The following is a 23,010-nucleotide window of genomic DNA, read 5'->3' as shown; positions in this document are numbered from 1 at the left end:
TCAATAAGAAGCCTGATTTAGCAGGAAGCCTAGCGTGATCGCGAGTTGGGCGACGTAGTAGAGCACCCAGACCGCAAAACGCATCCAGGCACGATGCGGCGAGATGGCAGCCACCAGGAATTTCTCCGTGGCGAGCAACCCGTCCGATGCCATGAACAACAGCGCGCCACCGATAATCCAGATGCTGCCTGTCGTCAGCGCCGAAACGCCCATTGCCAGGATCGCAGCGACATAGACGGTGATCGGGATACGCAGGCCGGGACCAACGCGACGCCACAGCGCCGCCAGCATGGCGATCGCGAACACCGCCATGGCGAGCGCGATCGCTCCGCGCCAGGATTCGGCGCCAAGTAATCTCAACCCGCCGCCGCTGCGCAGGAACAGCGCGACATAGACGATGTGGGCGATGAGAAAACTGGCCAGCCCACCGAGAAAGGCCTTTTCGCCGTCCCGCGACAGGAAGGCGTCGCCAACGGCGCTGAGCGCAAGGGCGGCGACCAGCAGCAGCGGGCCGCCTTGCAGCGCCGCCAGCACGGCAAGCATCGCCACTGCGAGCGTCTTTGCCGCCGAGCGGGCGAGCGTTGGCGGCATGCCAAGTGTGAAGGCGTAGATGACCGCCGCCGCCAGCGAAAAGATCAGTGTCGCATTGGCGTTGGCGTCGATGCCGCCCGCAAACGGCATCGTCATGCCCGGGCTCCGCCTTCGGATGCCCCGGCTCCGCTTTCGGATGCCCCGGCTCCGCTTTCGGTCGCGACCGGCTTGCGCAGGAACAGCGACTTTGCCGCCAGCGCCGCGCCACCGGTGATGAGCACGCAGGCGGCGAAAATGCGCAGCGACGGCTCGGCGACGCCGGCCGCGATCAGCACCAGCGTCGACAACAGCGGTGCCGCGTAGCTTGCAGCACCCAGCACCTGGATGTTGCCGCGCTTGACGCCGATGTCCCAAGCGTAGAAGGCAGCACCCACTGGCATCAGGCCAAGGCCGAGCACGGCCAGCCACTGGCCGGCGCCGTCAGGCAGCACGGTTTGTTCCAGCGCCAGGTGGCAGGCGAGCGACAGCACCGCGGTTGCCGCGCAGAACCAGGTGACGATGCTGGTCGGCACCGACGGAAAGCGCCGCGACAACAGCGAATAGGACGACCACAGCACGGCGCAAACGGCGGCCATGGTATAGCCGAAGGCGTAGCGGGCGTCGAAGGCGAGGCCACCACCCTTGGTGACGATCAGCACGGTGCCGGCAAGGCCGAGCAGCGCACCGACGACATGGTTCCAGGCCAGGCGCTCGCCCGGCATCAGCGCTGAGCCGAGCACGATCAGCAGCGGCCACAGATAGGCGATCAGGCTCGCCTCCACCGCCGGCGCATTGCGCAGCGCGGTGAAGTAGAAGAAGTGGTAGCCGAACAGCCCGGCAATGCCGATCAGCCAGACCTGCGGCGGTATCTTCTGGCTCTTGTCAGGCGCCGGCATGAATAGTCGCGCGACAAGCCCGACGCCGGTGCCGATCGAGAAGGTGATTGCCGACAGCAGGAACGGCGGCACTTGGCCCGAGGCATCCGTGAGCAGCGCCAGCAGCGCCCACATGGCGACCGCCGAAAAGCCGATCAGTGTTGCGCGCCCCATTCTGTCTCCAGTGGCGCGCCCCACCCTGTCTCCAGTAGCGCGCCTGGCCTATCGTACCGCTTCGAAACGCCCGGCGCTGATGGTCAAGGTGCCGATCTGCGTGCCCACCGTGGCGTGGATCGGCGCATATACGCCGGTTTGGCCGAGCGGTGCAAATGTCACCATCATGCGGCTTTTGTTCTTCAGATAGTTGAGCGCCTTGCGACCCTTGCGATAACCCGCCACCGGCTCGAAACCCATCCGGCAGGTGATGGTGTCGCCCTTGTAGCCCGGCACCGAGATCGTGCCTTTCGAAGCGTAGGTCAGCGCCAGGTTGGCGCGCATCTCGCCGTCATAGAACTTCACCGTGCGGCCGCAGACCTGGTCGAGACTGTCGGCATGGACAACGGTGGCGGCCATCGGATCGAGCACCGATGCCAGGTCGCCGGCACTGACCGGCACCCAGCTCTTTGGATCGCGCTTGCCCGGCGCCGGGATGACCTGCGTCGAGGTGACCGTGCCATTGGCAAAACGGATGTCGACTACGGACGCCTTCTTGCCGGAGGTGTAATCGGCACGGAACACCTGCGGCACCATCTTCTTGCCCGCAATCGTGCCTTTGGAGGAGATCGTGCCACGCGTGTCGTCGAACAACTTGGCGAGACCGGCCGCGCTGACGCTGCCTTCGATCGCGTAGGCACCGTTCTCATAGCGGCTGGAAAACGTTGATTTCGCGATCGAAAGACCAAGGAACGACACCGTGTACTCGCCCTTGAACGACTGCGGCGAGGCAGCAGACGCGGCGGACGGCAAGGCAATGGCAAGCATGGCGACAAGGGCATGTGACGAACGAAGCATGGCGGGATCGGGTCCTTGATTTTCGGCCGGAGGCGGGCAACTCTGGTCTGGCATGTCCCTATCAGACCGCTTATAGGATGAATTCCGGCCTTAATATGAAAATGCCGGGCGCGTCCGTGGGGAAGCCGGAGCTTGACGCCCCGGCGAAATGCAACTATGGAACGCCAACTTTTTCCATAAGGCCGCCTGACCAGAACCGCGCGCCACCCGGCGTGGGCACAAAGGTTTGGCAGACCCCGAGAACTGAAGGTTAGAACAATGTCCCGCACCTGCGAACTCACTGCCAAGGCAGTCATGTCCGGCAACAATGTGAGCCACGCCAACAACAAGACCAAGCGTCGCTTCCTGCCGAATCTCGTCAATGTGACGCTGATTTCGGAAGCGCTGAACCAGAATGTGCGCCTGCGCATCTCGGCCAACGCGCTGCGTTCGGTCGAACATCGCGGCGGCCTCGACGCCTTCCTGGCCAAGGCCGACGTCAAGGAATTGTCGCAGCGCGCGCGTCTGCTGAAGAAGCAGATTGCCAAGAAGATCGCCGAGCAGCCTGCTGCCTGACATCGTTTAAAGGCGGGGGACGACCGCCCTGGCCAACCTCTTGTTGGCCTTTGGCATCGGATCGAATCCGCAAGGTTTCGGCAACCCGATGCTCAAAATACGAAGCGAGCGTGATCCGGTTTCGGCATGACGCTCCGCTGGTTCCATTACCCAGGATAAAAAAATGACTTCCTTCTCGCGATATTTGCCATTCGTGGCCGCCATGGCGCTTGTCGTCGTGGCGTCGAACATTCTTGTGCAGTTCCCGATGCAGGGCAAGGTCGGCGGCCTGTCGCTGGCCGACCTTTTGACCTGGGGCGCCTTCACCTACCCCTTCTCCTTTCTGGTCACCGACCTCGCCAACCGCCGCTACGGGCCTACTGTGGCGCGCAGGATCGTCTTTGTCGGCTTCATGACGGCGGTGGTCTGCTCGATCCTTGTCCCGCCCTTCCTGTTCCGCCACGGCCTGATCGAATTCGAGACCGCCGCCGACCGGCTGGTGCGGATCGCGGCGGCCTCCGGCGCGGCATTCCTTTCCGCGCAATTGCTCGATGTGACCGTCTTCAACCGGCTGCGCCGGCAGAGCTGGTGGCGGGCGCCGATCATCGGCACGCTGGTCGGATCGGTGTTCGACACCGCCGTGTTCTTCACCGTCGCTTTCTCGGCCGCCTTTGCCTTCGCTGGTCCGAACGACAGCTTTGCGCTCGAAACCGCACCGTTGATGGGCGTCTTCCATGTCGACGCGATGCGCTGGGTTTCGTGGGCGCTTGGTGATCTGTCGGTGAAACTGATCATCGCCGTCGTCGCACTCATCCCCTACCGGCTGCTCGCCGCCCGCTGGAGCCAGCCGGCAATTGCGGCTTAGAACATGATCCCCTGGGTCCAGCTCGATTCGGCAAGGACCCCGGATGGCGCGCAGGAACTTCGCCTCAAGCGGCGCGGGTCAGAATTCTCGATCATGCTCGGCACCAACGAGCTCATGAACAGCCGCCTCAGCGGCTCCGAGGAAGCGCTGGCAAAACTGTCATGCGGGCGGATTGCCAGTCATCGGCAGCCAAGAATCCTGATCGGTGGGCTTGGCATGGGTTTTACCTTGCGCGCCGCACTCACAGAACTGGGCAATGATGCCGGAATCGTTGTCGCCGAACTGGTGCCTGCCGTCGTCGCCTGGGCACGCGGCCCAATGGCCGAAATCTTTGGCGGCTGTCTCAACGATCCGCGCGTCACCATCCAGGAGGCCGATGTCGGCCAGCTGATACGCTCGCAGCCCGCGGCCTGGGACGCCATCCTGCTCGATGTCGACAACGGTCCCGAAGGCATCGTCCACAAATCCAACGATGCGCTTTACAGCCTGCAGGGCCTTAGCGCCGCACGCGCCGCGCTAAAGCCGGGTGGTGTGCTGGCGGTGTGGTCGCAGGGCCCCGACAGCGGCTTCTCGCGGCGGCTGAAGCAGGCAGACTTCACGGTCGAAGAGGTCAACACGCGTGCCAACGGCAGACGCGGCGCGCGCCATGTCATCTGGATAGCCACCAGGACGTAAGCCGGCAGTGGCGGGGCTCAATCCTGGTGCAGGATGAATTCCAGATAGAGGTTGCGCTGCAGGATCGAATGGTTGTCGTCGGAGATCAGCGACACCATCAGCGCGCCGTCGTCACGGGTCCAGACGTCGAGCCCTTCCATATTGTCGATCTGGTAGCCCATGTTGGCTTCCAGCAGCACAGGCCCATCGGCGACGGCGCCCTTTTCGACACTCTCGCCATAGATGCGCCGCAGCCGCATCTTGACGCCGCGGGCCATCGAGAAGCTGCGCTCCAGAAGCAGCAGGTCGCCATCCGGCAGGAAGGCGCCGTCGGTGATGTCGAAATCGCCATTGCGCTTGACGGTGAAGACGCCCTTGTGCGGCCCTTCGATGATGGCGGCATAGATGTTGCCGGCCTTGTCGAGGCTCTTCTCGGAGACCACCACCAGCCCGCCCTCGTGCTGGCCGTTGGCATTGGCGTGGGTGACGGTCTCGAAGCCGCGATTCTGGCGCAGCTCCCGGGCCGGAACCAGGAAATCAAGCTGCTTGAACGGCGCCTTCATGTCGGCCGGGTCGATCTTGAACTGGGCGACGCGGTGGTTGCGCTCGAAGCCGACGGTGGCAATCCCGTCCTTGACCGCGAGGCCTTCCGCATCGACCTCCCATTTCTTGTCGATCGGCCGGCCGGTCTCGTCGACCATCTGCTGCATGCGGAAATTCTGGATGCCGGACGGCCGCTTGTCGGCGTCGCGGACCACCGTGCCAAAGAACCAGAAGCCGGTATCGGCAACGCCGATGAAGTCACCACCGACTTTCAGGAAGCGGAAGGCCGACAGCGCTCCGAAATCGCGAATCGGCGAAGTCATCTCCAGCCCGCCGACGAATTCGAGCGGGCCGAACTGCTTGTCGGCATGGCCAATGTGGAATTCGGTGATCGGGCGAGCCGACACCTCGGCCGGTTCGACCAAGCTTGAGCCAGCCGAACTGGCCGCCGCCGAACCCACGCCGGCAAATAGGGCGATGGCGGCGAAAAGCGTCTGCCGAAAACCGCCGCGCGAAGAGATCATCCGGCGCGCCGCATGCCGCCGCGCCGCGTATCCTTCGCGCTTTCCTCGGCAAACAGCGAAGCCAGCTGCTCGGTCATGGCGCCGGCCAGTTCCTCGGCATCGACGATGGTGACGGCACGGCGGTAGTAGCGCGTGACGTCATGGCCGATGCCGATGGCCAGCAGTTCCACCGGCGAACGCGTCTCGATCAGCTCGATGACGGCGCGCAGATGGCGTTCGAGATAGTTGCCCGGATTGACCGACAGCGTTGAATCGTCAACCGGCGCGCCGTCCGAGATCATCATCAGGATCTTCCGCTGCTCCGGCCGGGCGATCAGCCGGTTGTGCGCCCACAGCAGCGCCTCGCCGTCGATGTTTTCCTTGAGCAGGCCTTCGCGCATCATCAGGCCGAGATTGCGCCGTGCCCGCCGCCACGGATGGTCGGCCGACTTGTAGATGATGTGGCGCAAATCGTTGAGCCGGCCGGGATTCGGCGGCTTGCCGTCCTTCAGCCACTTCTCGCGCGCCTGCCCGCCCTTCCAGGCCCGCGTGGTGAAGCCGAGGATCTCGACCGAGACGCCGCAGCGTTCCAGCGTGCGCGCCAAAATGTCGGCGCAGGTGGCGGCGACCGTGATCGGCCGGCCGCGCATCGAGCCGGAATTGTCGAGCACCAGCGTCACCACCGTGTCGCGGAATTTGGTGTCGCGCTCCTGCTTGAACGACAGCGGCTGCATCGGGTCGATGACGACGCGCACCAGCCGTGCCGGGTCAAGGTAGCCCTCTTCCAGATCGAAATCCCAGGACCGGTTCTGCTGTGCCATCAGCCGGCGCTGCAGCCGGTTGGCCAGCCGCCCGACGACGCCGGACAGGTTGGCAAGCTGCTTGTCAAGGAAGGCGCGCAACCGGTCGAGCTCTTCTTCTTCGCAAAGCTCTTCGGCCCCGACCGTCTCGTCAAAAGCCGTGGTGAAGACCTTGTAGTCGATTTCCTTCGGCAGATTGGTGAAGGGATTGTCGTTGCGGCGCGCCTCGCCGGGTGTCTCGGCATCGGCGTCGTCATCGTCGGACAGGTCGTCGGCGGTGGCGTCGGAGGCTTCTGTCTCGGCCGACTGCTCGTCGTCGGCCGAAGCTTCGGCATCCTCGGACTGCGACTGCTCGGAGCCGGAATCCTCTTCGCCGCCCTCTTCGCTCTGTTCCTCGCCTTGCGGCTGGTTGTCGTCATTGTCCTCGGAGTCTTCCGTCTCCTGGTCGTCGCCGAGCTCCTCGGCCATTTCCATGGAGGCGAGCATCTCGCGCACGACGCGGGCGAAGGCCTGCTGGTCGCCGAGCTTGGCCGAAAGACCATCGAGATCGGCCTTGGCCTTTTCCTCGACCCAGGGGCGCCAGAGTTCGACCAGCCGCTCGCCGCTTTTCGGGACCGGCCGGCCAGTCAGCTTCTCGCGCACCATCAGCGCCAGCGCTTCTTCGATCGGCGCGTCGGCCTTGTCCTTGACGTCGACGAGATTGGCCTTGGCGTATTTGTCCTCCAGCATCGAGCCTATGTTGTCGGCGACGCCCTGCATGGCGCGGCTACCGATCGCCTCGACGCGGGCCTGCTCGACCGCGTCATAGATGGCACGGGCTGCCTTGCCTTCCGGCGCCAGCTTGGTGTGGATGCGGACATCGTGGCAGGCACGCTTCAGCGCCATGGAATCGCCGAGCCCGCGGGTGATGGCTATGTCGGTCTTCGACGCCTTCTTCGGCAATTCGGGCAAACGTGCCCGGCTGCCGGCGAGAGCCGGCCTGTCCTTGGCGAAACCGACTTCGAGTTCCTTGTCGCCGGCAATGGCGCGCATGCAGACGGTGACGGCGCGCTTGAAGCTGTCGGCTTCAGACCCCGTCTTCGACTTGTTGCGCGTGTTGTCGCCCGGACCCGCCATCATCTATCTCTATTGTACCGCCGGCCGCTGGCCAAGCTGAGTGCGTAGGAGACCGACAATCTCTTCCACCGAGACTGTAAAGTAGCCGCCTTTCCCAATGTCATATGCCTGTCTCCACAGGCTGTATCCGTGGTCAAACCCATCGGGAATTGGACGAACACCCTCAAGTTCAACCACACTTTCTCTCAGTACGTCGGCCGCTACAGGGAGGTGAGGAATGGTTTGCAGCTGCTTTCCGTCATTAGGTATCGGCGCATCAGAGACTGAAATCGACACGATCGGCTGACTTTCGCCTTCCAGATTGTCGACAGCGCCTATGATCACCCGCGATGATACTGGTGTCGCGCCGCGATACGTCCAGGTCTGCCCAGGTTTGAATGGTTCGTTCTGAGCCAAGGCTGCCTGACTGACACAAAAGCAGAGGATTGAAAAACTCCATAGGAACGTCCAGCGGATTGTTCCCATGGAGTGGTGTCACCCCAGCACCACGTTTGCCGCTGATTCCGGCAGATCCTCGCCAAAGGCGCGCTGGTAGAACTCCGCAACCACCGAGCGTTCCAGTTCGTCGCACTTGTTGAGGAAGGTCAGCCGGAACGCCATGCCGATATTGCCGAAGATCTCGGCATTCTCGGCCCAGGTGATGACTGTGCGCGGGCTCATCACGGTCGACAGATCGCCATTGATGAAGGCCGAGCGCGTCATGTCGGCGACGCGCACCATCTTGTTGACGATCTCCTTGCCCTTGGCGTCGCGATAGTGCTTGGCCTTGGCCAGCACGATGGCGACTTCATTATCGTGCGGCAGATAGTTCAGCGTGGTGACGATCGACCAGCGGTCCATCTGCGCCTGGTTGATCTGCTGGGTGCCGTGATAGAGGCCGGTGGTGTCGCCAAGGCCGACCGTGTTGGCGGTCGAAAACAGCCGGAACGCCGGATGCGGGCGGATGACCCGGCTCTGGTCGAGCAGCGTCAGCCGGCCAGACGATTCCAGCACGCGCTGGATGACGAACATCACGTCCGGACGGCCGGCGTCATACTCGTCGAAGCACAGCGCGACATTGTGCTGGTAGGCCCAGGGCAGGATGCCGTCGCGGAATTCGGTGATCTGTAACCCGTCCTTGACGACGATCGCATCCTTGCCGACGAGATCGATACGGCTGACATGGCTGTCGAGATTGACGCGCACGCAGGGCCAGTTGAGGCGGGCGGCGACCTGTTCGATATGGGTCGACTTGCCGGTGCCGTGATAACCCGACACCATGACGCGGCGGTTATAGGCAAAGCCCGCAAGGATCGCCATCGTCGTGTTCTTGTCGAACAGATAGTCCGGATCGATGTCGGGCACATGCTCTGATGTCACCGAATAGGCCGGCACCACCATCTTGGACTCGAAGCCGAATTTTTCCTTCACCGACACCGTTGTGTCGGGCAGGTTGGCGATGTCACGATCGACCTTGTTCATATCTCTCAACGTCTCCACGGGCGAAACCCCTGATTTCGCCGGCAATCGAATTTGTCCGGGGGCGGTCTTAGAGCGTTTTCCAACCTTATGAAAGTTGGAAAACGACACGAACCGTATGGTCGCTCAGCACAGGCCCGCCTGTTTGAGCACGCGATAGGCCTGCAGCACATCGCGGAACCGGTCTTCCGAACCTCTGTCGCCACCATTCGCATCCGGATGGTGGAGTTTCACCAGTTCCTTATAGCGCGCCTTGATCTCCTTGCCAGTCGCCTTTGTATCAAGGCCAAGCGTTTCCAGCGCCTTGGCCTCAAGCGGCTTGGCCTTGCGCTCGCGCGCCTCGCGCGGATCCTTCGGCCCCTTGAACAGATCGAACGGGTCACGCATGCGGTTGTAATAGCCGGCGCGGCCGGAACGCAGCTGCGCCATATCCGGCGACGAACGCGTCGAGGCGCCGTTGACGCCCATCTTCCAGGTCGGCCGATGACCGGTCATGGCTTCCTTCTGGAAGCGCGCGACCTCGGTGTCCGGCACGCCGGAGAAATAGTTGAAGCCCTTGTTGTACTCGCGCACATGGTCGAAGCAGAAACGGAAATACTCGCCCTCCTTCATGCGCCCGACCGGCGCGCGATGGGTGCCCGCTTCCTTGCAGCCGTCCCACTGGCAAATCGGCGAATGCGACTTCAGCTCCGCGTCCTTGTCGGGGCGGACGCGAATCTTCTCGAAATATTTGGGGTACGGCTTCATCTGACCCATTTATGGGGCGTTCGCAGATGCGAAACAAGAATTGACATTTTCGAGATCATCGCCCTAACCGCTGAATCGCGGCATAAAGCAGGCGAATGGCGGATTTTGTTACGCGGCTGCGGCTTTTGCAGAGACCGATTTTCGGTTTCAAGGCTGACGCGCCAGCCATATGTGGTGAAGGGAGACAGCGATGTCCATACAGACGACCATGGAAGACAAGCTCAACAAGGCATTTTCGCCGGACCGGCTGGTCATCATCAACGAAAGCCATCTCCATGCCGGCCATCACCACCACGGCTCCGACCATCACGGTGCCTATGACGGCACCGGCGAGACACATTTTCGCGTCCGCGTCGTCGCTTCCGCCTTTGCCGGCATGAGCCGCATCGACCGTCACCGCGCCGTCAACGAATTGCTTGCCGACGAATTGAAGGCCGGCGTGCACGCGCTGGCGATCGAACCGGCGGCTCCCGGCGAAATGACCCGCTGGTAGGCCAGACCCGCCCTCACCTCCGCCGCACTCAGAGCACCGCTTCGATGAGGAACGGCCCGCGCCGCGACAGCGCACTGTCCAGCAGCGCGTCGAACCGCTCGCACGTATCGGCGCGGGCCGCCTCCACGCCCATGCCTTTGGCCAACGAGACCCAGTCCAGCGACGGATGGTCGAGGTCGAGCATGCGCCTGGCGTTCTCGCCGATCGCCTCGACACCGACATTCTTCATCTCGCCATGCAGGATCGCATAGGTTCGGTTGGAAAATACGATCGTCAGCACGTCGAGCTTTTCCCTGGCCTGGGTCCACAGCCCCTGCACCGTGTACATGCCGCTGCCATCGGCCTCGAGATTGATCACCTTGCGGTCGGGACAGGCGATTGCCGCCCCGGTCGCCATCGGAATGCCGCCGCCGATCGATCCGCCTGTGCCCATCATGTAGTCGTGCGGCGCGGCAAAGGCCGACAGTGCGAAGAAACGCCTGGCCGAAGTGATCGCTTCGTCGCAGACGATCGCATCCACGGGAAGCTTGCGCGCCACTGACAATGCGATGGCATCTTCCGTCAGTCTGCCGTTCGGCGTTGCCTCGTCGGGAAAGGCGGTCGCGAACACCTGTTGTTGCGACGGCTTTATGCCGAGTTCGTCGCGAAGCGCCTCCAGCGCCGCATGCAGATCGTCGCCATGGGCTGCCAGCGTCAGCACCTGGCAGCCCTCATGGACAAGCCGTCCCGGTTTTCCCGGATAGGCAAAGAAGGCAACCGGTTCCTTCCCGCCGACCAGGATTAGAAAGTCGATGTCCCTGAGCACAGCTGTCGCCGTATCGACCGGATAAGGGATGCGAGCCGGCGCCACACGCCCGCGTCCGCGCTGCATCCGCGCGATCAGAACCTCGCTGAACAGGCGGACATCGCTGCCCGTCGAGATCTGCCCGGCGATGGCGAGCGCATCGGCGCGGGCGGCCTTCCCGCGAACGATGATGCCCGCCCGACCCGGAGCGACACGGATCGCCGCAGCGATCTTTCTTACCGCGTCCATGTCGACGGCGGGCGGCGGCGCCAGCCTCACCTTGCCAACCGAGACCGCCCCGACTTCACCCCAGGCGGCATCCGCCGGCAGGATCAGGGTCGTGACGCCGGGAGGTGTCAGCGATGCGCGCAAGGCCGCCTCGGTCGCCGGCGCGACATCGTCCGGGCCGCCGATGCGGCGCACCCAGTTCGACATCGGTCTCGCAAGGCCCTCGATATCGCTGGTGAGTGGAGCATCGAGCGGCAGATGATAAGAAGCATGGTCGCCGACAATGTTGATCATCGGGCTGAAGGCGCGCCGCGCATTGTGCATGTTGGCGAGACCATTGGCCAGGCCGGGACCGGTGTGCAGCAGCGTCGCGGCCGGCCGATCGGTCATCCGCGCATAGCCGTCGGCGGCCCCGGTCACCACACCCTCGAACAGGCCGAGCACGCAACGCATCTGCGGTTTGCGGTCAAGTGCGGCAACGAAATGCATTTCGGACGTGCCGGGGTTGGCAAAGCAGACCGTCACATCATTGGCCAGAAGCACGTCACACAGGACATCGGCGCCGTTCATGCAGTTCTCTCCCGATCGAAGAGAGCACTTGCACCTGTGGGCGCCCGCGCGGCAATATCCTGCCGGTGCTTTTGATCTGATCCAGTCGCGCCGCGCCGCTGCCTCGGGATCAGCCGACCGTCGATTTGAGAAATGCCAGCGCGGCGGCGGTCAGCGCGTCGCCATCCTCACCGAAATCACGATTGATCGACATGTGCGTATAGGCGCTGCCGTCGAACAGCGTAACCATGGCGCCGGTGGCCCGCAGACGCTCGGCAAAGGCCTTCGAGGCCTCGCCACGGCCAGACGCCTGCGAATAGGCAATCAAGGTCGGCGGATGCTTGTGGCCGCCGACATAGCTGGCCGGCGAAAGTGCTGCCCATTGCGAGGGATCGGAGAAGACCCGTGCATAGGCCCGAACCATGCCGCCATTTTTGGCAAGCGCGGCAAGATCGTAGGCCCTTGTATCGTCGAGAATGAACGCCGCGACGCCGGGCAGCCCACCGCGCATGCCGGTCAGTGCAATCAGATGGCAGCCGGCCGAATGGCCCATACCGACGATGCGGTTGGGGTCGCCGCCATGCTGGGCAATGTTGGCCCTGATATAGGCATAGGCTTTTTCGACGTCATCCGCTTGGGTGGCGACATCGGCCTTAGGCAACATGCGGTAATCGATGGAGACGAAGCAGAAGCCGTTGGCCAGCAGAAAGGCCGGCTTGGCATCAACCTGGCTGCGTTTGCCGAACTGCCAGGTGCCGCCATGGACGAAAAAGACGACCGGCAGGCCGCTTGCACCATCGGGCGCGTAGATGTCGAGCTTGGCCGGCCCGTAGTCGAAGGTTTTTGGCGCGGATTGGCGCGGGCGCCGCGCCGGCGATGCTCCCAATGGCAGCATCGCCGCCATGGAGGCCAGAATGAGGCTTCGTCGATCGATCATCATGGTTCTCCCGACCGTGTGGGTGCCGACAGTGCCCGCAGGCGCCACGAGCGTCCCGTTAAGGTCTGGTTCGGCGATCGATCATCGATCCGACCCGCGAATGACACTCGAGCTTTTGGGGACTCATCCGCGGCAGAGGAGGCCGGTTCAAACCGGGCTTCGTCGAACTCGCATCGGGTCGCAACTCTCGGAGCATCAGGCTGCATCAAATGCACCGTCCTTGCAGTTCAGTTCACGAAATCAATATCTACCCCTTGACGGTCTCATCTGGCCATCACCACCTAAGTATTTGGGCAAGCATTCCAGCCACATGGGTAGTGTCCCGGGTTTCAATGCCAGATGCACGCGCTCTCCTTCATGTGAAGGGAACCACAATGCTTTCCAGCAGTTGAATCTGTGATGAGCCGTCTGGCACCCAGAACGGCTCCGAGGACCAGAATCATGCGAGAGAACCAGTCTGACGTCTTCGATCTGTTTTCGGAAATTTATACGAGCGTGGCGCAGGAGGAGATCAGCCTCCAGCAATATCTCCTTGCCTGCCGGGAAGACAAATCGATGTATGCCTCGGCGCCTGAACGGATGGTCGAGGCGATCGGCGAGCCGAACCTGGTCGACACCAGCAAGGATGAGCGGCTCGGCCGCATTTTCTCCAACCGGACCGTGAAGGTGTACCCCTCCTTTGCAGATTTCTATGGCATGGAGGACACGATCGAGCGCATCGCCGGCTATTTTCGCTATGCCTCCCAAGGGCTCGAGGAGCGCAAGCAGATCCTCTATCTCCTAGGCCCGGTCGGTGGCGGCAAATCCTCGCTTGCCGAACGGCTGAAGAAATTGATGGAGCAGCGCCCAATCTACACGCTGAAGGTCGGTAACCAGATCAGCCCGGTTTTCGAATCGCCACTTGGCCTTTTCCATCCCGATCGCATGGGCGACTTGCTGGAGGACAAATACGGCATAGCCCGACGCCGACTGAACGGGCTCATCTCGCCATGGGCGGCCAAGCGCCTCGACGAACTGGCCGGCGACATTTCCAAATTCAGCGTGGTCAAGTTGATGCCTTCGAGACTACGCCAGATCGGCATTGCCAAGACAGAGCCTGGCGATGAGAACAATCAGGATGTCTCGGCCCTGGTTGGCAAAGTCGACATCCGGCAATTGGAAAATTTCAGCCAGTCCGATCCGGATGCTTATTCCTACAGCGGCGGACTGAACCGGACCACACAGGGCCTGCTCGAATTCGTCGAGATGTTCAAGGCGCCTATCAAGGTTCTGCATCCGTTGCTGACGGCGACCCAGGAAGGCAGCTACAACGGTACCGAGAATTTCGGCGCCTTTCCCTATCAGGGGATCATCGTGGCCCATTCCAACGAATCGGAATGGCAACAGTTCAAGAACAACAAGAACAACGAGGCCTTTCTCGACCGCATCCTCGTGGTCAAGGTGCCGTATTGCCTGCGGACCACCGAAGAAAGGCAGATTTACGAAAAGCTGCTGCGGGAGAGCGAATTGGCCGCCAGCCCCTGCGCCCCCGAGGTGCTGGACCTTCTCAGCCGGTTCACCGTCTCGACCCGCCTTGCCGAGCATGACAATTCGCCGCTCTACACCAAGATGCGCGCCTATGACGGCGAGAACCAGAAGGACGTCGACCCCAAGGCGAAGTCGGTCCAGGAATATCGCGACGCCGCCGGCGTCGCCGAAGGCATGACCGGCGTCAGCACACGCTTCGCCTTCAAGATCCTGTCGCAGACATTCAACTACGACACGAAGGAGGTGGCTGCCGATCCCGTGCATCTGATGTACATCCTGGAAGAGGCGATCAAGCGCGAGCAGTTTCCAAAGGAGATGGAAGCTGCCTATCTCGAGTTCATCAAGTCGGAATTGGCAACGCGCTATGCCGAGTTCATCGGCCACGAAATCCAGAAGGCCTATCTGGAATCGTACAGCGAGTATGGCCAGAACCTCTTTGACCGTTACATTGCCTATGCCGATGCCTGGATCGAGGATCAGGACTACAAGGATCCAGATACCGGCCAGGTGCTCAATCGCGAGGTATTGGAAAAGGAATTGTCCCAGGTTGAAAAGCCGGCCGGCATCGCCAATCCCAAGGACTTCCGCAATGAGGTTGTGAAGTTCACGCTGCGCGCTCGCGCAAGGAACGACGGCCGCAACCCGTCATGGACGAGTTATGAAAAGCTGCGCGAAGTGATCGAGAAGCGGATGTTCGGACAGGTCGAAGATCTCTTGCCCGTGATCAGCTTCGGTTCCAAGCAGGACAGCGTCACGGAAAAACGCCACAATGAATTCGTGCAGCGGATGGTTGAGCGCGGCTACACCCAGCGGCAGGTGCGTCGCCTTGTGGATTGGTATATGCGAGTGAACAAGGCGGGTTGAGAGAGCCCGGATGGGTCCATGCCGATCTTCATCGACCGTCGCCTGAATCCAAAGGACAAGAGCCTCGGCAATCGCCAGCGCTTTCTCAAGCGTGCGCGCGAGGAACTGAAGCGGAGCATACGCGATCAGATCCGCACCGGCAGGATCGCCGACGTGGATGCCGAGCACGCCGTACCCATGCCTGAAACAGGCACGGCCGAGCCGAGCTTCAACAACGCCTGGAACAGCGGCAGGCGCCAGCACATCCTGCCGGGCAACAGGCATTTCTCCCCTGGAGACCTGATCCCCAAGCCCGGCGGAGGCGCGGGAGCGTCGTCCCCGGGGAACACGGCGTCTGAAGACGACTTTCGTTTCGTGCTGTCACGCGAGGAGGTGCTCGATCTTTTTTTCGAGGATCTCGAACTCCCAGATATGGTCAAGCTCAACCTCAAGGAGATCCTTGCCTACAAGCCGCGCCGGGCTGGCTTCGCCGCCACCGGTTCACCGACAAACATCAATGTTGGGCGCACGATGCGTAACAGCCATGGCCGCCGCATTGCGTTGAGGCGTCCTAAGCAGGAGGAGTTGGACGCGATCCTCCGGGAAATCGCAACGTTTGAGGAGGTGCCATCCAGTGCAGCGGCGCATCAGCGCGTTGCGGCGTTGCGCGAAGAGCTTGACCGGCTGGAGCGGCGGCGGAGGCGAATTGCCTATGTCGATCCGGTCGACATCCGGTTCAACCGCTTCGATCCCCGACCCGTGCCGAACGCCAATGCCGTCATGTTCTGTCTGATGGATGTGTCTGGCTCGATGGGCGAGCGCGAAAAGGACTTGGCCAAGCGCTTCTTCGTACTGCTGCACCTGTTCTTGAAACGGCGGTACGACCGCATCGAAATCGTCTTCATCCGCCACACGCATCTGGCCCAGGAGGTCGACGAGGAAACATTCTTCTACAACACGCAAAGCGGCGGCACTGTCGTTTCCACCGCGCTGGAGGAAATGCACCGCATTATTGACGAACGTTACCCCGTCCACGAATGGAACATCTACGCCGCCCAGGCCTCGGACGGCGACAATTTCGCCGGCGATTCCGAGCGATGCATAGCATTGCTCAACGGCAAGCTCATGCGGTTGTGCCAGTATTTTGCCTATGTCGAGATCATCGACGAGCGTGAAGCCCATATCTTCGGCGCGACTGAAAACGGGACATCGCTGTGGCGTGCCTATAGCGAAGTCGACCAGAGATGGCCGAACTTCCAGATGAGCCGCATCGCCACGCCCGCCGATATCTATCCGGTCTTCCGCCAGCTCTTCGGCAGACAGCCGGCTCCCCTTAAGAGAGCGTGAAGGTGTCCGATGGCCCGACAAGCCAGTAAATCCAGCCTGCTTTTTTCGGGGTCCGACTGGGATTTCAAGACATTGTCGCGGGCCTATGATGCGATCGAGGCAATCGCCGTCGAAGAGCTTCATCTCGATACCTATCCCGTGCAGATGGAGATCATCTCCTCCCAGCAGATGCTCGACGCCTATTCGTCGGTCGGCATGCCGCTGATGTACCGTCACTGGTCTTTCGGCAAACATTTCCTCTACCAGGACCTGCTCTATCGTAAAGGTGGGCGAGGGCTTGCCTATGAACTGGTCATCAATTCCAATCCTTGCATCGTCTATCTGATGGAGGAAAACACCATGGCCTTGCAGGCCTTGGTGACGGCCCATGCTGCGCTCGGGCACAACCATTTCTTCAAGAACAATCAGTTGTTCAAGCAGTGGACGGACGCTGGGGCGATCCTTAGCTACCTCGATTTCGCCAAGGGCTACATTGTCCGTTGCGAGGAGCGGCACGGCCTCGCCGCCGTCGAGGCTGTTCTCGATTCCGCCCACGCGCTGATGGCGCAGGGCGTGTTCCGTTATCACCGGCCGCCGAAGCTGTCGTCGGAGCGGCAGCGCGAAGGGCTTCGCGAGCGCCTCGAATACGAAGAGCAGTCCTACAATGATTTGTGGCGCACGCTGCCGCCGTCGCAGCGAAAGGCCAACGACAAGGGACAAGACCCGGAGCGGAAGAAATCGCTCAACCTGCCCGAAGAAAACCTGCTTTATTTCCTGGAAAAGAACAGCTTGGTCCTGGAGCCTTGGCAGCGTGAGATCATCAGGATCGTTCGCGTCATAGCACAATATTTTTATCCGCAACGGCAGACACAGGTGATGAACGAGGGCTGCGCAACTTTCGTCCACTATACGCTGATGAACATGCTGTTCGATCGCGGCCAGATCAGCGAAGGCGCCATGCTCGAAATCCTGCGCAATCATTCCAACGTGGTCTTCCAGCCGGCGTTCGACGATCCGCGCTTTTCCGGCATCAACCCCTACGCTCTCGGCCTCGATATGATGCAGGACATTCAGCGCATCTCGACCAAGCCGACGGCCGAGGATCGGGACTGGTTTCCCGACATCGCCGGCCACGGCAACTGGCGCGAGGTCCTACTTGGCGCCTGGGCGGATCACCGCGACGAGTCCTTTATCCGCCAGTATCTCAGTCCTGCCTTGATCCGGAAATGGCGGTTCTTTGTGGTCGGCGACGCTGCCGACCAACCGCACTGCCAAGTCGCTTCGATCCACAACGAACGCGGCTATGACGAGATACGCGCCGCGCTCGCTCACAGCTACGAGGTCGGCGCGAACCAACCGGACATCCAGGTGGTGGATGTCGATCTGCTCGGCGACCGACATTTGCGACTGCAGCACAAGGTCAACAACGGCATCCTTCTCGATGATGCCAGCCGCGACGCTACGCTTCGTCACATCCGCAGGCTTTGGGGTTATGAGGTCAGCTTGGCGGCTGTCGACGCTGAGACGGGTGTGGCGATCCACGAACGCTCGACGAGCCAGATCGCGGAATGAGGCTCCGTAGCTGCGCTGGTCCTCGCAGCTCCTCAACGCGCTTCAGGCGTCGCCGGCTGGCCTGATCCTCAGCCTGGCGATCCGGTTCTTGTCGCGTTTCATGACGATGAAGCGCTTGCCGTGGAAGGTGAAGGCCTGTTTCTCCTCGGGGATCGACTGCGTCTCGTGGATGACGAGGCCGGCAATGGTGGTTGCTTCCTCGTCCGGCAGGTTCCAGTCGAGCGCCCGGTTGAGGTCGCGGATCGGCACCGTGCCGTCGACGACGACGGAGCCGTCGGCCTCCTGCTTGACGCCCTGGATGTCGACATCGTGCTCGTCAGCGATCTCGCCGACGATCTCCTCGATAATGTCCTCTAGCGTCACCAGCCCTTCGACCTCGCCATATTCGTCGACGACGATAGCGAAATGCGCCTTGCGGCGCAGGAAGGCGTTGAGCTGTTCCTGCAAAGTCGTCGTGTCGGGCACGAACCAGGGTTTCGACGCGATCTTCATCACGTCGATCCTGGAGAAATCGTTGCCGACTTCGTTGAGCGCGCGCAGTAGGTCTTTGGCGTGCAGCACACCGACGATGTTGTCGAGTGAGCCCTTCCACAGCGGCATGCGGGTGTGCGGGCTCTGCAGGATCTCGCGCACAACCGCTTCAGGTGCATTGTCGGCATTGACCGAGCGCATGTTGGTGCGGTGGACCATGATATCGGAGACTTCGAGCTCAGCGAGATCGAACAGGCCGCCGACACGGTCGCGGTCCTCGCGCACCACCTGGCCGTCGCGGCGGAAATCGTCGACCGCGCCGCGCAACTCGTCCTGGGTCGAACGCTGCGGCTCGATGCGAGACAGCTCGTAGTCGAAAGCGGCAAGCAGGCGCGTGCGCAAGGCAACGGCCAGCAGGACGAGGGCGGCGAGGACAGCGACGACGATCCAGCCGGTCTCGTTCATCTCCGATCGCTTTCCTTCGGGCCTGGGTGGTTCTCCCTGAGGAACGACAGCACTTCCGAAGCCGGCACATCCTTGGCGATGAAGGCCTGGCCGATGCCGCGCGTCAGGATGAAGGTCAGCGCGCCGCGCGAGACCTTCTTGTCCTGGGTGATGAAGGCCAGCAGCGCCTCGGCGTCGGGCAAATCACCCGGAATGTCGACTATCCGCCAAGGCAGGCCGACGGCGCGCAGATGCGCCTCGACGCGCGCGGCATCGTCGGGGCTGGCCAGGTTGAGCCGCGACGAGAACCGGTACGCCAGCGCCATGCCGATAGCGACCCCCTCGCCATGGACGAGGCGGGTTCCGTCATACTGGGTGGCGGCTTCCAGCGCGTGGCCGAACGTGTGGCCGAGATTGAGCAATGCGCGGTCGCCAGTCTCGAACTCGTCGCGCGCAACGACGTCGGCCTTGGCGCGGCAGGCTTCGGCAATCGCCTGCGCTCTCTCCGGCCCGCCGGCAAAAACCTTTGCCCAGTTCTCTTCCAGCCAGGCGAAAAACTCCGGCCGGTCGATCAACCCGTATTTGGCAAGCTCAGCGTAACCGGCACGGAATTCGCGGATCGGCAGCGTGTCGAGCACTCCGGTGTCGGCCAACACCAGTTTCGGCTGATGGAAGACGCCGACAAGGTTCTTGCCGCGCGCACTGTTGATGCCGGTCTTGCCGCCAACCGAGGAATCGACCTGCGCCAGCAGCGAGGTCGGGATCTGCACGAAATTCATACCGCGGCGCACGATGCCGGCGGCAAAGCCGGCGAGGTCGCCGATGACGCCGCCGCCGAAAGCGATGACGATGTCGCCGCGCTCCAGCCTGGCGGCCAGCACACCGTCGACCACCTCTTCGAGATGGGCAAAGCTCTTGGTCTTCTCGCCGGGCGGCAGCGTGATGACGGCGGGTTGAATGCCGACCGTTTCGAGGCCGACTTTCAGCGCATCGAGATGCACTGCCGCGACGTTGGCGTCGGTGACGACAGCGGCGCGTGTGCCCGGCAGGCGACGCGAAATCTCCGCACCGGCCCGCGACAGCAGGCCGGAGCCGATCAGAATGTCGTAGGTCCGATCGCCAAGGCCGACTTCGACAACAACGGGTGCATCGACGCTCACGATTCCACCTCGCCTGTCGCGGCAGTCTCATCGATGCCGAAATGCCGGCACAGCGCGTCGACCACCTCGGCGGCGATGACCTCCTTACGGTCGTCGCGGGTCGGCACGGTGACATCGGATGTCGCGTAGACTGGATAGCGCTCCCCCATCAGCCGCTCCAGCACGGTGCGCGGGTCAGCGCTTTTCAGGAGCGGCCGGTTCTGTTTCTTGGAGACGCGCTCCATCAACAGGCCGAGCTCGGCCTTCAGCCACACCGACACGCCGTGCGCTGCGATCGCCTCGCGCGTCTGCGCGTTCATGAAGGCGCCGCCGCCCGTCGACAGCACTTGTGGGCCGTTTTCCAGCACGCGCAGGATGACGCGCTGCTCCAGCGCCCTGAACTCCGTCTCGCCGTAGCGCTCGAACAACTCCGGAACGGTCATGCGCGAGACGCTTTCGATCTCCTGGTCGCTGTCGATGAAGGGCAGCGCCAGCATCGTTGCCACCTTGCGACCGATCGCCGTCTTGCCGGCGCCCATCAGCCCGACAAAGACGACGGAACGGCTGCCCAGCCGGCCAAGCAGCGCGGCGTGGGTCTCGTCTGGAGGATTTGCTGGCAGCGCGTTCATCGGATGTTTCTAGGACCCTCTTTGCCGGCGTATCGACATGAAAAGCCCGTTTGCGTCAAGCGTAGCGAGCACTTCAAGCCCGATATGGGCTGGCTGACCTCTGCATCAGAAGTTGCTAACAGGCCTCAGCTTCTTCCTTGAATTGGCCGGATTGGCGTCCCATAAGGGGACAGGGTTTGGAAACGCAGAACAAGAAGACGGGCGAAAATTGATGCCGACACTGTTTCGCTTTGTCGTTACGCTCGCGATTCTGGCTGGCATTGCCTATGGTACGATGTTCGCACTGGTGATGTTCGTCGAGCCCAAGAAGGGGGAAATGACCGTGCGCATCCCTCCGGAAAAGCTCAATCCCAAGAAAAGTTGAATGACAAGGCAAGCTGAATGAACAGCGCCGCCCGCATCGAAGCCTTCCTGGAAATGATGAGCGCCGAGCGGGGTGCGGCCGAAAACACGCTTTCCTCCTACCGCCGCGACCTCGAAGACGCCTCAAGCGAGATCGATGGCGGGCTCGCCGGCGCGGCCGCCGCCGATATCCGCGCCTATCTCGACGACATCGCCGCTCGCGGCTTTGCCGCCACATCGCAGGCGCGCAAACTGTCGGCGATCCGCCAGTTCTTCAAATTCCTCTACGCCGAGGGCCTGCGCAGCGATGACCCGACCGGCACGCTGGACAGCCCGAAAAAGGGCCGCCCGCTGCCCAAGACGATGAGCGAGGCCGATACTGGCCGGCTGATCGACCGCGCAGCGCTTGAGGCCGACGATCCCAGGTTCGGCAAAGATGCCGCGCTTGGCAACAGTGAGTGGCTGGCGGCACTGCGCCTGCATGCGCTGGTCGAGGTGCTTTACGCCACCGGCCTGCGCGTTTCCGAGCTGGTCGGCCTGCCGGTGACGGTGGCGCAGCGCGACGACCGTTTCTTCATGGTGCGCGGCAAGGGCGACAAGGAGCGCATGGTGCCGCTCTCGGCCAAGGCGCGCACGGCGATGAAGACCTGGCTTGCCGCCCGCGCCAAGGTGCCTGCCTTCGCCGACAGTCCATTCCTGTTTCCGGCCGCCTCCGACAGCGGCTATCTCTCGCGCCAGGTCTTTGCCCGTGACCTGAAAGGGCTGGCGGCAAGGGCGGGCATCGCCTCGGCGAAGATCTCGCCGCATGTGCTGCGCCACGCTTTCGCCAGCCATCTCCTGCAGAACGGCGCCGATCTCAGGGCGGTGCAGCAGTTGCTCGGTCATGCCGACATATCGACGACACAGATTTACACCCATGTGCTGGAAGAGCGACTGGTGCGGTTGGTCAACGATCATCATCCGCTTGCCGACTAGGCCTCATATCGCTATGTGAGGACGACATTCCACCGCCCGGAGCCTTGTATTCAAGGGTTCCGTCAGCCATTGCCTTCCGACGTATCGGTCCGCTCACGCATGTACAATTACCTCGATTTCGAAAAGCCGGTGCAGGACCTCGAGGGCAAGATCCTCGAGCTGAAGAAGCTTGCCGAGAACGGCGAGGCGGTCGATGTCGGCGACGAGATCAGCCGTCTCGAGAAGCGCTCCCGCGACGCGCTGCGCGACGCCTACAAGGCGCTGACGCCGTGGCAGAAGGTGCAGGTGGCGCGCCATCCCGACAGGCCGCATTGCGTCGACTACATCAAGGGCCTGTTCAATGATTTCACGCCACTGGCGGGCGACCGCAATTACGGCGAGGACCAGGCGATCGTCGGCGGCTTCGCCCGTTTTCGCGGCGAGCCTGTCGCCATCATCGGCCAGGAAAAGGGTTCCGATACGACCAGCCGGCTGAAGCACAATTTCGGCTCGGTGCGGCCGGAAGGCTACCGCAAGGCGGTGCGGCTGATGGAACTCGCCGACCGCTTCAAGATCCCGCTGCTGACGCTGGTCGACACCGCCGGCGCCTATCCTGGCGTCGGCGCCGAGGAGCGAGGCCAGGCGGAAGCCATTGCGCGCTCGACTTCGGCCTGCCTTGGCCTGAAAGTGCCGTCGATCTCGGTGGTCATCGGTGAAGGCGGCTCGGGCGGCGCCATCGCCATCGCCACCGCCAACCGCGTCTACATGCTTGAACACGCCATCTATTCGGTGATTTCGCCGGAGGGTGCCGCCTCGATCCTGTGGCGCGACACGACGCGATCGAAGGACGCGGCGACCAACATGAAGATCACCGCGCAGGATCTTCTGGAGCTGAAGATCATCGACGCCATTATTCCCGAGCCACTCGGCGGCGCGCATCGTGGCGCCGAAACCGTGATTGCCGCGACCGGCGACCTCATCGCCAGGACGATGAAGGAGTTCGCCGGCGCCAACACCGATTTCCGCGAGCAGCGCCGTGAGAAATACCTGGCTATGGGCCGCAGCCTCTGACCGCAGGCAGCCTTGCCCGCCACAA

23 protein-coding genes are annotated in these 23,010 nt (G+C 62.4%); 10 read left to right on the top strand and 13 right to left on the bottom strand.

From position 1 onward, the window contains the following. From C8D77_RS33045 to C8D77_RS33035, 3 genes are read right to left on the bottom strand one after another with little or no spacing between them, the layout of a single operon-like run. Window positions 1-687 (bottom strand): lysoplasmalogenase family protein, encoded by a 687-nt coding sequence (locus C8D77_RS33045; RefSeq protein ID WP_109671615.1) that lies wholly within the window; start codon window positions 685-687, stop codon window positions 1-3. Continuing rightward, entirely contained in the window at window positions 684-1,619 is a 936-nt protein-coding gene (gene yddG / locus C8D77_RS33040) for an aromatic amino acid exporter YddG (protein ID WP_109671614.1), read from the bottom strand. Before yddG ends, C8D77_RS33045 begins: the two co-directional genes overlap by 4 nt. A 48-nt stretch (window positions 1,620-1,667) precedes the next feature. Next, window positions 1,668-2,456: a DUF3108 domain-containing protein gene (locus C8D77_RS33035; protein ID WP_109671613.1), complete on the bottom strand. Its 789-nt coding sequence runs from the start codon at window positions 2,454-2,456 to the stop codon at window positions 1,668-1,670. Window positions 2,457-2,714: 258 nt separating this feature from the next. Here C8D77_RS33035 and rpmB point away from each other — a divergent pair, with 258 nt between their 5' ends. The 3 genes from rpmB to C8D77_RS33020 all read left to right on the top strand — a co-directional run bounded on the left by rpmB (window position 2,715) and on the right by C8D77_RS33020 (window position 4,530). After that, window positions 2,715-3,011, top strand: a complete 297-nt coding sequence (gene rpmB / locus C8D77_RS33030) for a 50S ribosomal protein L28 (protein WP_056583698.1) — start codon at window positions 2,715-2,717, stop codon at window positions 3,009-3,011. Between the two features lie 163 nt (window positions 3,012-3,174). After that, window positions 3,175-3,855: a queuosine precursor transporter gene (locus C8D77_RS33025; protein ID WP_109671612.1), complete on the top strand. Its 681-nt coding sequence runs from the start codon at window positions 3,175-3,177 to the stop codon at window positions 3,853-3,855. A gap of 3 nt (window positions 3,856-3,858) precedes the next feature. Next, window positions 3,859-4,530, top strand: coding sequence for a spermidine synthase (locus tag C8D77_RS33020; protein WP_109671611.1), 672 nt, complete (start codon window positions 3,859-3,861; stop codon window positions 4,528-4,530). 17 nt (window positions 4,531-4,547) lie between these two features. Here C8D77_RS33020 and C8D77_RS33015 read toward each other — a convergent pair whose 3' ends face one another. The 5 genes from C8D77_RS33015 to C8D77_RS32995 all read right to left on the bottom strand — a co-directional run bounded on the left by C8D77_RS33015 (window position 4,548) and on the right by C8D77_RS32995 (window position 9,685). Further along, window positions 4,548-5,576 carry an esterase-like activity of phytase family protein gene (locus C8D77_RS33015; protein WP_109671610.1) on the bottom strand — a complete coding sequence of 343 codons (1,029 nt, stop codon included), beginning with the start codon at window positions 5,574-5,576 and terminating at the stop codon, window positions 4,548-4,550. Then, window positions 5,573-7,471: a cobaltochelatase subunit CobT gene (gene cobT / locus C8D77_RS33010; RefSeq protein ID WP_109671661.1), complete on the bottom strand. Its 1,899-nt coding sequence runs from the start codon at window positions 7,469-7,471 to the stop codon at window positions 5,573-5,575. Before cobT ends, C8D77_RS33015 begins: the two co-directional genes overlap by 4 nt. Window positions 7,472-7,480: 9 nt before the next feature. Beyond that, window positions 7,481-7,936, bottom strand: coding sequence for a hypothetical protein (locus C8D77_RS33005; protein WP_109671609.1), 456 nt, complete (start codon window positions 7,934-7,936; stop codon window positions 7,481-7,483). 9 nt (window positions 7,937-7,945) lie between these two features. Next, on the bottom strand, window positions 7,946-8,932 hold the full coding sequence (cobS, locus tag C8D77_RS33000; protein ID WP_109671608.1) for a cobaltochelatase subunit CobS: 987 nt from the start codon (window positions 8,930-8,932) through the stop codon (window positions 7,946-7,948). Window positions 8,933-9,055: 123 nt separating this feature from the next. After that, on the bottom strand, window positions 9,056-9,685 hold the full coding sequence (locus C8D77_RS32995; RefSeq protein ID WP_109671607.1) for a J domain-containing protein: 630 nt from the start codon (window positions 9,683-9,685) through the stop codon (window positions 9,056-9,058). A gap of 181 nt (window positions 9,686-9,866) precedes the next feature. Here C8D77_RS32995 and C8D77_RS32990 point away from each other — a divergent pair, with 181 nt between their 5' ends. Continuing rightward, window positions 9,867-10,169 (top strand): BolA family protein, encoded by a 303-nt coding sequence (locus tag C8D77_RS32990; protein WP_109671606.1) that lies wholly within the window; start codon window positions 9,867-9,869, stop codon window positions 10,167-10,169. A 28-nt stretch (window positions 10,170-10,197) separates the two neighbouring features. Here the strand turns inward: C8D77_RS32990 and C8D77_RS32985 are convergent, their stop codons facing one another. Beyond that, window positions 10,198-11,751: an acetolactate synthase large subunit gene (locus tag C8D77_RS32985; protein WP_109671605.1), complete on the bottom strand. Its 1,554-nt coding sequence runs from the start codon at window positions 11,749-11,751 to the stop codon at window positions 10,198-10,200. Window positions 11,752-11,860: 109 nt separating this feature from the next. Then, a complete protein-coding gene (locus C8D77_RS32980) occupies window positions 11,861-12,667 on the bottom strand; it encodes an alpha/beta hydrolase (RefSeq protein WP_109671604.1) in 807 nt (268 codons plus the stop codon). Between the two features lie 441 nt (window positions 12,668-13,108). Here C8D77_RS32980 and C8D77_RS32975 point away from each other — a divergent pair, with 441 nt between their 5' ends. Genes C8D77_RS32975 through C8D77_RS32965 form a run of 3 tightly spaced genes read left to right on the top strand, consistent with a single transcriptional unit; the run spans window position 13,109 to window position 17,935 of the window. Next, window positions 13,109-15,058, top strand: a complete 1,950-nt coding sequence (locus C8D77_RS32975) for a PrkA family serine protein kinase (RefSeq protein WP_109671603.1) — start codon at window positions 13,109-13,111, stop codon at window positions 15,056-15,058. A gap of 18 nt (window positions 15,059-15,076) precedes the next feature. After that, window positions 15,077-16,384 carry a YeaH/YhbH family protein gene (locus tag C8D77_RS32970; protein WP_109671602.1) on the top strand — a complete coding sequence of 436 codons (1,308 nt, stop codon included), beginning with the start codon at window positions 15,077-15,079 and terminating at the stop codon, window positions 16,382-16,384. A 9-nt stretch (window positions 16,385-16,393) separates the two neighbouring features. Continuing rightward, window positions 16,394-17,935 carry a SpoVR family protein gene (locus C8D77_RS32965; RefSeq protein WP_109671601.1) on the top strand — a complete coding sequence of 514 codons (1,542 nt, stop codon included), beginning with the start codon at window positions 16,394-16,396 and terminating at the stop codon, window positions 17,933-17,935. A 42-nt stretch (window positions 17,936-17,977) separates the two neighbouring features. On the opposite strand, the gene C8D77_RS32960 is transcribed toward C8D77_RS32965, so the two are convergent. The 3 genes from C8D77_RS32960 to C8D77_RS32950 are packed head-to-tail and all read right to left on the bottom strand — an operon-like array spanning window position 17,978 to window position 20,618. Beyond that, complete coding sequence (locus C8D77_RS32960; protein WP_109671600.1) at window positions 17,978-18,871, bottom strand: HlyC/CorC family transporter; 894 nt, start codon at window positions 18,869-18,871, stop codon at window positions 17,978-17,980. Beyond that, the gene (gene aroB, locus C8D77_RS32955; protein WP_109671599.1) at window positions 18,868-20,010 is read right to left on the bottom strand and encodes a 3-dehydroquinate synthase; all 1,143 of its coding nucleotides are present in this window, start codon (window positions 20,008-20,010) and stop codon (window positions 18,868-18,870) included. Before aroB ends, C8D77_RS32960 begins: the two co-directional genes overlap by 4 nt. Then, window positions 20,007-20,618, bottom strand: a complete 612-nt coding sequence (locus tag C8D77_RS32950) for a shikimate kinase (protein WP_109671598.1) — start codon at window positions 20,616-20,618, stop codon at window positions 20,007-20,009. The genes aroB and C8D77_RS32950 overlap by 4 nt, the downstream gene beginning before the upstream one ends. Window positions 20,619-20,829: 211 nt before the next feature. Between C8D77_RS32950 and C8D77_RS32945 the strand changes: the two genes are divergently transcribed. The 3 genes from C8D77_RS32945 (at window position 20,830) to C8D77_RS32935 (ending at window position 22,985) form a co-directional block, all read left to right on the top strand. Continuing rightward, entirely contained in the window at window positions 20,830-20,982 is a 153-nt protein-coding gene (locus C8D77_RS32945; protein ID WP_109671597.1) for a histidine kinase, read from the top strand. Window positions 20,983-20,999: 17 nt separating this feature from the next. Continuing rightward, window positions 21,000-21,935: a site-specific tyrosine recombinase XerD gene (locus C8D77_RS32940; protein ID WP_109671596.1), complete on the top strand. Its 936-nt coding sequence runs from the start codon at window positions 21,000-21,002 to the stop codon at window positions 21,933-21,935. Window positions 21,936-22,034: 99 nt separating this feature from the next. After that, on the top strand, window positions 22,035-22,985 hold the full coding sequence (locus C8D77_RS32935; protein ID WP_109671595.1) for an acetyl-CoA carboxylase carboxyltransferase subunit alpha: 951 nt from the start codon (window positions 22,035-22,037) through the stop codon (window positions 22,983-22,985). The last annotated feature ends 25 nt before the right edge of the window (window positions 22,986-23,010 follow it).

It is taken from the genome of Mesorhizobium loti, from assembly GCF_003148495.1.
Classification (GTDB): Bacteria; Pseudomonadota; Alphaproteobacteria; order Rhizobiales; family Rhizobiaceae; genus Mesorhizobium; species Mesorhizobium loti.
This window is presented reverse-complemented; position numbering and strand designations above follow the sequence as displayed.